This is a genomic window from Streptomyces sp. NPDC050806, assembly GCF_055586425.1.
This window is the reverse complement of the sequence record NZ_JBVJIF010000017.1, coordinates 61,992-73,612: the sequence shown is the minus strand read 5'-3', so window position 1 is coordinate 73,612 and position 11,621 is coordinate 61,992. Positions and strand designations below refer to the sequence as shown.

The window sequence follows — 11,621 nt, the reverse complement described above, 5'->3', positions numbered from 1 at the left end:
GCACAACGGAGACCGAGGGGTGCAGCTCCAGGACGGCACGCAGCTGGGGCCCCCCCCCCCCCCCCCCCCCCCCCCCCCGCCCGGCGGGGGGGGGGGGGGGGGGGGGGGGGGGGGGGCGGGGGCGGGGAGCCCCCCCAACCCTCACCCCACCCCCACCCCCATCGACAACCTGTCAGACCCTCCCCCCACACCCATACACACTGTCGGTACCGGCGCCGGTGCGGTGATCCTTAGGCTGGTGAGCGTCCGCCGCCCCACGTTCCCGCGTTCTCGCAGTACGGCGTGGTCCTCGCGCAGGTGGTCGCAGTGCAGCGTCTCGCTGATCAGCGCTCCGGCAGCGCATGCAGCGTCTTCGCGGTACGGCGTCCCCGCAGCGCAGCGTCACCCGGTACGGCGTTTTCCCGCGTTCCCGATGTCCTGGCGGCCCGAAGCGATCCGAGGTAGTGACCGTGACCACGACGCAACCAGACCCCGCCGCCGGCGCGGCCGTGAAGGCCGCCGACCGTGCCCACGTCTTCCACTCCTGGTCGGCGCAGGGCCTGATAGACCCGCTGCCGATCGCGGGCGCCGAGGGCTCGTACATGTGGGACTACGAGGGCAACCGCTACCTGGACTTCACCTCGCAGCTGGTCAACACCAACATCGGGCACCAGCACCCGAAGGTCGTCGCGGCCATCCAGGAGCAGGCCGGCAAGCTGTGCACGCTCGCCCCGGGCTTCGCCGTGGACGTGCGGTCCGAGGCCGCGCGGCTGATCGCCGAGCGCACGCCCGGCGATCTGGACAAGATCTTCTTCACCAACGGCGGCGCCGAGGCCGTGGAGAACGCCGTGCGCATGGCCCGGCTGCACACCGGCCGGTCCAAGGTGCTGTCGACGTACCGCTCGTACCACGGTGCCACCGCGGCGGCGATCAACCTCACGGGCGACCCGCGGCGCTGGCCGTCGGACACCGCGTCGGCAGGCGTGGTGCACTTCTGGGGCCCGTTCCTGTACCGCTCGCCCTTCCATGCGGAGAACGAGCAGCAGGAGTGCGAGCGCGCGCTGCGCCACCTCGAGGACACCATTGCCTTCGAGGGCCCGCAGTCGATCGCCGCGATCATCCTGGAGACCATTCCGGGCACCGCCGGCATCATGGTCCCGCCGCCCGGCTACCTCGCCGGCGTCCGGGAGATCTGTGACCGGTACGGCATCGTCTTCATCCTGGACGAGGTCATGGCGGGCTTCGGCCGGACGGGCCGCTGGTTCGCCGCCGACCACTTCGACGTGACGCCGGACCTGATGACCTTCGCCAAGGGTGTGAACAGCGGTTATGTGCCGCTGGGCGGTGTCGCGATCTCCGCGGAGATCGCCGCGACCTTCGACAAGCGCCCGTACCCGGGTGGTCTGACGTACTCCGGTCACCCGCTGGCCTGCGCCTCCGCGGTCGCGACGATCAACGCGATGGCGGAGGAGCGCATCGTGGAGAACGCGGCGGAGATCGGCGAGAACGTCATCGGCCCGGCGCTGAAGGACATCGCCGAACGGCATCCGTCGGTGGGCGAGGTGCGCGGCATGGGTGTCTTCTGGGCACTTGAGCTGGTCAGGGACCGTGAGACGCACGAGCCGCTGGTGCCGTACAACGCGTCGGGCGCGGACAACGCCCCGATGGCGCAGTTCGCGGCGGCGTGCAAGGAGCGGGGCATGTGGCCGTTCCTGAACATGAACCGTACGCATGTGGTTCCGCCGTGCACGGTCACGGAGACGGAGGCGAAGGAGGGCCTGGCCGCCCTCGACGAGGCCCTGACGGTGGCGGACGCGCACACGGTCTGACGCCCCGCGGTACCGCACGAGGCGGGACGTCGGACACGCCCCGACGTCCCGCCGCCCATATTTCGGGTACGGGCCGCCCCTCCCCCTTTCGTCGCTCTCCCCCTCCTTCCTTGCGTCGTCCACCCCCATCCCTCACCACCGCCCCCACCCCTTTTCACCACCACCGTCCCACCCGTCCCGCACGCCGCTCGCCTATCGTGAGAGCGAGGGCTGCGCTTCTGCCGCGCGGTCGCGGAAGGAGACGGACACGATGCCCGCCGGGCCGGTCAGCGGAGTCATCCAGCGCAGCACGCTCCGCCAGCAGATCGCGGATGCGCTGCGTGACGAGGTGCTGGCCGGACGGCTGCCCGCGGGCCACCAGTTCACCGTCAAGGAGATCGCCGAGCAGTACGGCGTGTCGGCGACGCCGGTGCGCGAGGCGCTGCTCGACCTCGCCGCGCAGGGGCTGCTGGATGTGGAGCAGCACCGCGGTTTCTGCGTGCACACGTTCACGGCGGCCGATTACCGGGCCATGGTCGAGGCCCGCACGCTGGTCGTGGAGGGGGTCTTCCGTACGCGTGCGGAGGAGCTGATGCACGGGGTGACGTCCGATGCGCTGGTCTCCCTCCGGCGCCGTGCGGAGGAGGCGGAACGGTCGGCGCGGTGCGGGGAGCTGGACGTACTGATCGGCTATGACCTGCGATTCTGGCGTGAGTTCGGCAATCTCGTGGGAAATCCCTGTATTGCCGATTTCCTGGACCGGATGCGGGTACAGGGATGGGTGTTCGCGGTGCCGATGCTGCGCGCCGAAGCGGACCTGCGCGGCCATCTGTGGCAGGGGCATCAGGAGTTGGCGGACGCGGTCGTGCACCGCGATGTGAGCACGGCGCAGCGCCTGGTCCGCGAGTACAACGCCCATGCCCTCGCCCTCGTCGAGAACCTCGCCTAGCACTACGCTGTCCCGACCATCGGCTTCGTCTGCCGGACCCGAACGGAAGCGAGAACTTGTGGCGTGTGACCTGTGGCTCGTCCCCCTCGTCGACGTGCTGTGCCACAGCCCCGACAATCCCTTCTCCGAAGAGCTCGCCGCCTACGACAAAGCGCTGGACGAGGCGGGTCTTCCGCCCGTACCGGTCTTCAACTACATGCCGGGCCTTTCCGGGGACGTCGCGCCGGTCGCCGGGTTCGACTATGACGCGCTGCACTTCCTGCGCCGTGCGTACTTGCTTCAGATCTGTGGTCTCGCCGTGTCACCCGTGGACGAACTGGGCGGTGATTACGAGCAGTTGCTGGAGATGTTCGAGAGCACGGCCCAGGAGTCGCATCTGGTGTGGCATTACGACCACGCGGGTGCGTACGTACCGGTGGACTTCCCGCATCCGCTGGCGAATGAGGAACTTCTCGCCGGGGGCGGCCCGTTGGGTTCTTCGCACGGGTTGCTGAGGGAGCTGGAGCTGGTCGCGCCGGCCATCGGTATCGACCCGGCCAATCCGCCGGCCGCGCCGACGCCGCCGGAGCGGCCGACGAAGCTGGAGGAGCGGGTGGAGGGGGCGGTCGCCGACGACGGTCCGTTCGCCCGGGAGCGTCATGTGTGGCTCGGGCTGCACGGGGCGGCGACCCGCAGTCTGGGCCAGGGGTCGATGATCGTCTTCAGCTGATCGCCGTCAGGTGACCGTCTTCAGCTGATCATCTTCAGATGACCGTGTTCACGCGATCGTCCTCAGCTGATCGGTGCGGGGCGTAAGGGCCGGGAAGCCGGGCGTACGGGCCGGGGCGCGGGGCCCCGGGCGGTCACCGGGGCGGCTCGGGCGGTCGCTGACGCGGCATGTTCGGGCGGGTGCCCGGGGGGAGGACGATGCGGCCCGTACGGTCCGGGACGGTCTCCTGGCGTTGCGGTCCCCACGGGGCGGGTGCCGTCTGGTTGCCCGTCGGCACCTGTCCGGTGCGGAACGCCATCATCCAGTCGTTCGTCTCGGAGCGGACGAGTTCCGCGATGTCCTCGTTGAAGCGCCGCAGTACGGAGAGGCAGCGTTCCGCGGCCTCGGAGGCGGTGCCCTCGGTGGGGCCGAGGACTTCTCGTACGCTCTCGGACGCCCAGTCGAACTGCAGTGCCTCCAGTCGTCGCTGTACGGCCTGGGCGGCGGCCACGTCCCGCATCCAGCCCGCCGTGACGCCGAAGAAGCGGTCGCAGCCGACGCAGACGGCGGCGAGCAGCAGCGCGAGGTAGCCGTACTGCGTGCCGTCGTCCAGCGCGCCGGTGAGGCCGAGGAGCGGCAGCAGCGCGCCCGCCGAGACGCCGGCGGCGGCGCCGGCGCGCAGGATCCGTGCGGTGCGCCGCTTGGTGACGCGGTCCGCGAGGTACCAGTCGATGACGTGCAGCGCGCCGGTCTCGGCCCATTGGTAGAGCTCGTCCAGGCGCTCGGCCGGTTCACCCCAGTCGCCGAGCGGGAAGGCACGGCCGGCGAGATCACCGCGATCCCGTCCTTGCGCGTCCTCGCCTTCCTCCCGAGGGGGCCCCTCGGGAGGCCTCTCGGGCTGCATCTCCGGCTGGCTCACCCGTGCACTCCCTGTTGAAGATACGTGCGGTGCGCGCGTGGCGATGGAGACGGCCGTGGCGCGCGACACCCTTCCTACCGCCGAACGGCTGGCGTTGCCGCCAGGATCGAGCTATTTCCGCCCGGAAGTGGCGCGGGATCAGGTATAGGCCTGTTCCCGGCCTCACTCGAAGGAGTTGCTACACCCCGCGACCCCCACCTAGGTACCCAGGATGGGGACGCGCGCGCGTCCCTCGATCAGCTGTACCCGTTCGCCGGGCTGTACCTGTTTATCCCTGTTCGTCCGTACGTATGCGCATGTTGGACCAGCCGTGCCCGGTTGTGTTCGTTCGGGTGGTCGAAGAGGCTGCGACTTCGACCGATCTCGTAGCCGTTCTTCCGTACGGTGCGGGGCCGGAGGGCCTCGCGCTCAGGGGCGCGACCGTGTGCCGTCACCCGGGACGACTAGGCTGCTCCTGTGAAGGTCCTCGTCATCGGCGGCGGCGCCCGCGAACACGCCCTGTGCCGCTCCCTGTCCCTCGACCCCGACGTCACCGCGCTGCACTGCGCTCCCGGCAACGCCGGCATCGCCGAGGTGGCCGAGCTCCACCCGGTGGACGCCCTCGACGGCGCGGCCGTTGCCGAGCTGGCCCTGAGCCTGCGGGCGGAGCTGGTCATCGTCGGCCCGGAGGCACCGCTCGTGGCCGGTGTCGCCGACGCCGTGCGCGACCGCGGCATCCCGGTCTTCGGCCCCTCCGCCGACGCCGCGCAGCTGGAGGGCTCCAAGGCCTTCGCCAAGGACGTGATGGCCGCCGCCGGCGTGCCGACGGCCCGCAGCTACGTGTGCACCACCCCCGCCGAGATCGACGAGGCCCTGGACGCGTTCGGTGCGCCGTACGTGGTCAAGGACGACGGCCTCGCCGCCGGCAAGGGCGTCGTGGTGACGGACGACGTGGAAGCGGCCCGGACGCACGCGCTGGCCTGCGACCGCGTAGTGATCGAGGAGTTCCTCGACGGTCCCGAGGTCTCCCTCTTCGCCGTCACCGACGGCGAGACCGTCGTACCGCTCCAGCCCGCCCAGGACTTCAAGCGCGCCCTGGACGGCGACGAGGGCCCGAACACCGGCGGCATGGGCGCGTACAGCCCGCTGCCGTGGGCGGACCCGAAGCTGGTCGACGAGGTCGTGCAGTCCGTGCTGCAGCCGACCGTGGACGAGCTGCGGCGCCGCGGGACCCCGTTCTCCGGTCTGCTGTACGCGGGTCTGGCGATCACCTCGCGCGGCGTCCGCGTGATCGAGTTCAACGCGCGCTTCGGCGACCCGGAGACCCAGGTCGTGCTCGCCCGCCTGAAGACCCCGCTGGCCGGCCTGCTGATGGCCGCCGCGACCGGCAACCTCGCCGCCCTCCCGCCGCTGCGCTGGAACGACGGCGCGGCCGTCACGGTCGTCGTCGCCTCGCACAACTACCCGGGCACCCCGCGTACGGGTGACCCGATCACCGGGCTGGACGCGGTCGCCGAGCAGGATGCCCCCGAGGCGTACGTGCTGCACGCGGGCACCCGGTACGACGCGGACGGCCGGGTCCTCAGCGCCGGTGGCCGAGTACTGTCCGTCACCGCCACCGGCACCGATCTGGCCACCGCGCGCGACCGCGCGTACGCCGCCGTCGGCCGGATCTCGCTCGACGGGTCCCACCACCGGACGGACATCGCAGCCAAGGCCGCGGAGCAGGCCGGCTGAGGAGACGCAGCGGGACCCGTCCGCCCCTGGTGGCGGCCGGGTCCCGGCCCATTTCAGGAACCGGCCGTCCGACGGCCGGTTCCTTGCTTTACCCAAAGCCATTCCATCGAGTGACCAAACCGGTTAACGGCTGACGTGCGGCGGCGCCCCAACTAGGGTTCCGCGCAAGCGTCCTGTGGTGACCGTTCCGCTCCCCGGCCCGGCCGCCTCCGAGACGTCCGGCAAGTGGCTCACCGGCATTGCGATGTCAGTGGCCGGTGCCAGAGTGGTGGAGAACGAGCAATGCGCCGACGGTCGTGACCGGCCGCCGGCAGGTTGCCGGTCTCTTCCGTCCCGTGTTCTCTCCGTCCCGTTCAAGCAGGACAGCAGGGGGTGTACAGGCTCGTGGCAGGTCCGGAGGCAGGCGAACAAGCAGCACGCGCCCGAGCGCTCGCGGTGCTGCGGATCCGCGGCGCGGCGCTGGGCTTGGCCGTGCTGCCGGCCGCGCTGGCCGTGGTGCTCTTCGCCGGGGCCGCGACCGGTGGGCTCGGCTCCTGGGATTCCGGTGGCTGGGCCCTCGCCCGATGGATCGTGGCGGGGCTCGCGGTGGTGGCGCTGCTGCTGGCGGCGCTGGTCGCCGCGGTGGTGGCCCGGGCCCGGCCCGCGCTCAGCCCCACGGTCCCGGTCGCCGAGGAGTCGGCGCCCGATCTGTACCGCCTGGTGCGCGACCTCGCGGACCGTCTGGAGGTCCCGGCGCCCTCCGCGATAGCGCTCACCCCCGACTGCGACAGCTGGCTGGAGGACCGCACGCACCGTGCGCACGCCTCGCCCGGCGGCCCGTCGGCCGGCCCCGCCCCGGCCGCCTCCCGCGCGGGCACCGGATCGGGGGCGGCCCGGCAGGCACCGGCGCCGGTCCTGGTCATCGGCTCGCCCTTCCTGTGGTGGATGCGGGTCGGCGAGCTGCGCGCCCTCCTGGCCCCCGTCGTCGCGGGTACGGGCCCCTCGGTGCACCCCGACATAGCGGCCGCGCGTCGCTTCGTGCGCGGCCTGGACGCCGCCGTGGCGGTCGCCGCCCGCGCCCGCGGCACGCTCCGCGGGGTACCGCTGCGCTTCGTGGGCCGGGTGTCGCGCCTGCTGCTGCGCGCCTGCGGTGAGCACGCCACCCAGATGGAGCGGGGCGTCGCGGCCGCGGCGTCCGAGCGCGCCCAGGGCGTGGACTACGGCCTGCGGATCGTGGCGCAGGAGCAGGTGGGCCTGGCGTACGCGGGCTGGGACCGGCTGCTGACCCGGGTCGCGCTGCCGGCCTGGCGGATGGGCCGCTGGCCCGCCCGGCTGGACGCCGGCGTGGTCTCCGCGCTCACCGAGCTCTCCCGCCGCGACCGCCTCGCCGAAGGCTTCACCTCCCGGCTCGGCGAGCGCCCGGCCTGCGACCTGCTGGAGGAGCCCGGCGCCATCGACCGTGCCGCGTCCCTGCTGGCCGCCCGGCTCTTCCACGGCGGCCCCGCCGAGACCGGCCCCGACTGGGCGCCGATCGCCTGGGACCGCTATCCGGAGGAGGTCGTCGACCGCAAGTGGCGGCTGGAGGCCGCCCGCCTGCACCGCGTCCTGGACGACCTGCCCGCCCTCCCGCCCGCCGCCGACCCGGCCGAGGGCGCCGCGGCACAGCCCGTACGGACGCCGGAAGCGGTACGGACGGAAGCGGTCAGGGCGACGGAAGCGGTACGAGCGACGGAGGCCGTACGGGCCGCAGAATCCGTACCGGCGGCGGAAGCCGTACGGGCCACCGAAGCCGTACGGGCGAAGGAGCCGGTGGGCACCAAGGGGCCCGTGGGTGAGCCCGTGGGGGCGGCCGATGCGGCAGCGGGCCGGAGCCTCGGCGAGGCGCCCGCGGAGACCGGCGAGCGGCCCGGCGGCCGGGCGCGGGTGGCCGGTGCCGTGAACGGCGGCGAGCCCGCCGTGGCCGGGCCCACGCTGACCCGGGTCATCGAGCGGCTGGCGCGGGACGACGCGGCGAGCGAGCTCGTCGCCGCGCGCCTGGTGACCGAGCTGGAGCGGGAGGAGCGGGCCACCGCCGACCGCAGGGCGGCGACGCCCGCATCGGGACCGGCCCAGGAGGCCGCGGAGTTCGCGGGGCCCGGAGTGTCCTGGGGAGACGGGCTGGTCGACGGCGGCGTTCCGCTGTTCCCGCTGCAAGCGCCCCGTACGGGCCGTGAGCTGCTCGCCGACCACGTCATGGCGATGGTGTGCTGCGCCGCCGTGGACACCGCCGGCGCCGCCCCGGGCCTGGACTGGCTGGACGGGCCCGCGCTGCTGGTCGACGGCGCCCGCCGGGCCGACGTCGGCCGCACGGTCCGCAGCCTGGTGGACGACGGCGACGACGAGCCGCTGCGCGACTGGCTCGGCGAACTGGGCGTCCGCCCGGACAAGCCGGTACGCCTCGTCTGACCGCGGTCCCGGACCGCGGACGGCGGACCGCAGCCCGCAGACCGACCGCCACCCGCACCCCGGACCGCCGCCGACGGGCGCCCCGCACCTCCCCACGCCCTCCGCCCCACCGTCGTACCGGACGCCCCGCCGTACCGGACGCCTCCGTCGTATCGAATGCCCAACCGGTCACCCTGGCCCGGAACGTCGGAAGGTATGCGCCTCCGGTTCACCTTTCAGTCGTTTTCGCGAGTAAATTCACGACGAAGGGTGACGGTCCAAGTGCGTAATGTGATGTGCTGGGGGTACTCGCCGTGTCTCTTACGAACGAAACGTGTACCCGCGAGCCCGTGACCCGGGCTCGTACACACAGTCCGTACGGGCGACCGCGTACGGGCGACAGCACAGGCGGACCGAACGGTGGGTGTGGGAGGGGAGTGGGAGCGTGGGCACACAGCAGATCCGGCGGTGGGAGTCCGGTGCGCTCGCGCATGCCGTGACGGACCCGTTCGGCCAGGGGCCACTTCCCTGGCTGCGGGGGAGCGAGAACTACTTCGACTCCGGCCGGGTGGTCCCCTGGTACGTCGATCCGGTCCTCACCCATGACGGAGCGCCCGTGCCGCTGCCCCGCTCCTGCGCGGGCCCCCGCACGGCCGACGACGTGCACCGCCAGATCAAGGGCTTCGCCACGACCGGCGCGGTCGCCCCCGGTGCGGCCATCGACTTCCGGATCACCGTCGACCCGCCGCAGCCGTTCAGCATCGACGTCTACCGGATCGGCCACTACGCGGCGGCCGGCGCTGCCAAGATCACCACGAGTCCCCGGCTCTCCGGCATCGTCCAGCCCGCCCCGCTCACCGCCGACCGCACGGTCTCCTGCCATCACTGGTGGCTCTCCTGGCGGCTGCAGATCCCGGAGTACTGGAACGTCGGCGCGTACGTCGCGGTGCTGACCACCGAGGACGGCTACCGCAGCCACCTCCCCTTCACCGTCCGCGACGACCGCCCCGCCGATCTGCTCCTGCTGCTCCCGGACGTCACGTGGCAGGCGTACAACCTCTACCCCGAGGACGGCCGGACGGGCGCCAGCCTGTACCACGCGTGGGACGAGGAGGGCGCGCTGCTCGGCGAGAAGGACGCGGCCGTCACGGTCTCCTTCGACCGCCCCTTCGCGGGCGCGGGACTGCCGCTGCACGTCGGGCACGCGTACGACTTCATCCGCTGGGCGGAACGGTACGGCTACGACCTCGCCTACGCCGACGCCCGCGATCTGCACGCCGGCCGCGTCGATCCGTCGCGCTACCGCGGCCTGGTCTTCCCCGGCCACGACGAGTACTGGTCGGTCCCCATGCGACAGGCGGCCGAGCGCGCCCGGGACAGCGGCACGTCCCTGGTCTTCCTCTCCGCCAACACCATGTACTGGCAGGTCGAGCTGTCCCCGTCGCCCTCGGGCCCGGACTCCCTGCTGACCTGCCGCAAGCGCCAGGGCCCCGGGCGCCCCGCGCTCTGGCGCGAGCTGGGCCGGCCCGAGCAGGAGCTGATGGGCATCCAGTACGCGGGCCGGGTGCCCGAGCCGGCGCCGCTGGTGGTCCGCAACGGCGACCACTGGCTGTGGGAGGCCACCGGGGCGCACGAAGGAGACGAGCTGGCGGGGCTGGTCGCCGGCGAGGCGGATCGGTACTTCCCGCGCACGAACCTGCCCGAGAGCACCAGCCGGGTGCTGCTGGCGCACTCCCCGTACCGCGACGGCGAGGGCGTCCGCCGCCACCAGGAGACGTCGCTGTACCGGGCGCCCAGCGGGGCACTGGTCTTTGCCTCCGGCACCTTCGCCTGGTCGCCGGCGCTGGACCGGCCCGGCCACATCGACGAGCGGATTCAGCGGGCCACCGCCAATCTCCTCGACCGCATCTGCAAACGCGATTGAGCGGCCTCCGGCCCGCGCGCGGCGGCGCGGGCCGGGGTCTCGCGCGCCGACAGGTGCCGGCCGTACCGGCGCCGGAAGGCGTGCGGGGCCGGGCGTGCGCCGCGTCGGCCCACCCTGAAGCGCTGCCGGGCCCCCGCATGCGCGAGAATCGGAAGGACTCCTGGATCAACCTACGCGGAGGCAGCGTGTCCGGATTCGTTGAAAAGCCCGAACCCGTGGAGGTGCCGGGCCTGGTCCATCTCCACACCGGCAAGGTGCGCGACCTCTACGAGAACGCCGACGGCGACCTGATCATGGTCGCCAGCGACCGCACTTCCGCGTACGACTGGGTGCTGCCCACCGAGATCCCCGACAAGGGCCGGGTCCTCACCCAGCTCTCGCTGTGGTGGTTCGATCAGCTCGCCGATCTGGCGCCGAACCACGTGCTCTCCACCGAGGTTCCGGCCGGCGCCCCCGCCGACTGGGCGGGCCGCACCCTGGTCTGCAAGTCCCTCGACATGGTCCCGGTCGAGTGCGTGGCCCGCGGTTACCTCACCGGCTCCGGCCTCAAGGAGTACGAGGAGTCCCGTACGGTCTGCGGACTCGCGCTCCCCGAGGGCCTGCAGGACGGCTCCGAGCTGCCGGGCCCGATCTTCACCCCGGCCACCAAGGCCGCCGTCGGCGAGCACGACGAGAACGTCTCCTACGAGGAGGTCGCCCGGCAGGTCGGCGCCGACACGGCGGCGCAGCTGCGCCAGGCGACGCTCGCGGTGTACGGCCGGGCCCGGGACATCGCGCGCGAGCGCGGCATCATCCTGGCGGACACCAAGTTCGAGTTCGGCTACGCGGTGGCCGCGGACGGCACGCGGACGCTGACCCTTGCCGACGAGGTGCTGACGCCGGACTCCTCGCGGTTCTGGCCGGCCGACCAGTGGCAGCCGGGCCGCGCCCAGCCGTCCTTCGACAAGCAGTTCGTCCGGGACTGGCTGACGTCGCCGGACTCCGGCTGGGACCGGAAGAGCGAGCAGCCGCCGCCCCCGCTGCCGGCGGAGATCGTGGCGCAGACCCGCGCGAAGTACGTCGAGGCGTACGAGCGGCTCACCGGGCTCAAGTGGTCCTGAGCGTCCAGGGAAACGGAAAGGGCCCCGGTCGATGACCGGTGCCCTTTCGTATGGAGCGGACGACGAGGCTCGAACTCGCGACCTCAACCTTGGCAAGGTTGCGCTCTACCAACTGAGCTACGTCCGCATCTCCGG

General features: G+C 72.6%; 8 protein-coding genes and 1 tRNA gene. 7 read left to right on the top strand and 2 right to left on the bottom strand.

Features of this window, described 5'->3' with window-relative positions; genetic code table 11:
• Positions 1–449 precede the first annotated feature (449 nt).
• The 3 genes from ACZ6WH_RS37595 to ACZ6WH_RS37585 all read left to right on the top strand — a co-directional run bounded on the left by ACZ6WH_RS37595 (position 450) and on the right by ACZ6WH_RS37585 (position 3,445).
• The gene (locus tag ACZ6WH_RS37595; protein ID WP_469734466.1) at positions 450–1,808 is read left to right on the top strand and encodes an aminotransferase class III-fold pyridoxal phosphate-dependent enzyme; all 1,359 of its coding nucleotides are present in this window, start codon (positions 450–452) and stop codon (positions 1,806–1,808) included.
• A 250-nt stretch (positions 1,809–2,058) separates the two neighbouring features.
• Positions 2,059–2,736 (top strand): GntR family transcriptional regulator, encoded by a 678-nt coding sequence (locus ACZ6WH_RS37590; RefSeq protein ID WP_432856549.1) that lies wholly within the window; start codon positions 2,059–2,061, stop codon positions 2,734–2,736.
• 58 nt (positions 2,737–2,794) lie between these two features.
• Positions 2,795–3,445 (top strand): hypothetical protein, encoded by a 651-nt coding sequence (locus ACZ6WH_RS37585; RefSeq protein ID WP_469734464.1) that lies wholly within the window; start codon positions 2,795–2,797, stop codon positions 3,443–3,445.
• A gap of 133 nt (positions 3,446–3,578) precedes the next feature.
• On the opposite strand, the gene ACZ6WH_RS37580 is transcribed toward ACZ6WH_RS37585, so the two are convergent.
• Positions 3,579–4,343, bottom strand: coding sequence for an SLATT domain-containing protein (locus ACZ6WH_RS37580; protein WP_469734462.1), 765 nt, complete (start codon positions 4,341–4,343; stop codon positions 3,579–3,581).
• 456 nt (positions 4,344–4,799) lie between these two features.
• Here ACZ6WH_RS37580 and purD point away from each other — a divergent pair, with 456 nt between their 5' ends.
• The 4 genes from purD to ACZ6WH_RS37560 all read left to right on the top strand — a co-directional run bounded on the left by purD (position 4,800) and on the right by ACZ6WH_RS37560 (position 11,486).
• Positions 4,800–6,059, top strand: coding sequence for a phosphoribosylamine--glycine ligase (gene purD / locus ACZ6WH_RS37575; protein WP_469734460.1), 1,260 nt, complete (start codon positions 4,800–4,802; stop codon positions 6,057–6,059).
• A 384-nt stretch (positions 6,060–6,443) separates the two neighbouring features.
• A complete protein-coding gene (locus tag ACZ6WH_RS37570; RefSeq protein WP_469734458.1) occupies positions 6,444–8,483 on the top strand; it encodes a hypothetical protein in 2,040 nt (679 codons plus the stop codon).
• 424 nt (positions 8,484–8,907) lie between these two features.
• Positions 8,908–10,386, top strand: a complete 1,479-nt coding sequence (locus ACZ6WH_RS37565; protein ID WP_469734456.1) for a N,N-dimethylformamidase beta subunit family domain-containing protein — start codon at positions 8,908–8,910, stop codon at positions 10,384–10,386.
• A gap of 185 nt (positions 10,387–10,571) precedes the next feature.
• Positions 10,572–11,486 (top strand): phosphoribosylaminoimidazolesuccinocarboxamide synthase, encoded by a 915-nt coding sequence (locus tag ACZ6WH_RS37560; RefSeq protein WP_432856543.1) that lies wholly within the window; start codon positions 10,572–10,574, stop codon positions 11,484–11,486.
• Positions 11,487–11,537: 51 nt separating this feature from the next.
• On the opposite strand, the gene ACZ6WH_RS37555 is transcribed toward ACZ6WH_RS37560, so the two are convergent.
• A tRNA-Gly gene (locus ACZ6WH_RS37555) sits at positions 11,538–11,613 on the bottom strand.
• Positions 11,614–11,621: the final 8 nt, after the last annotated feature.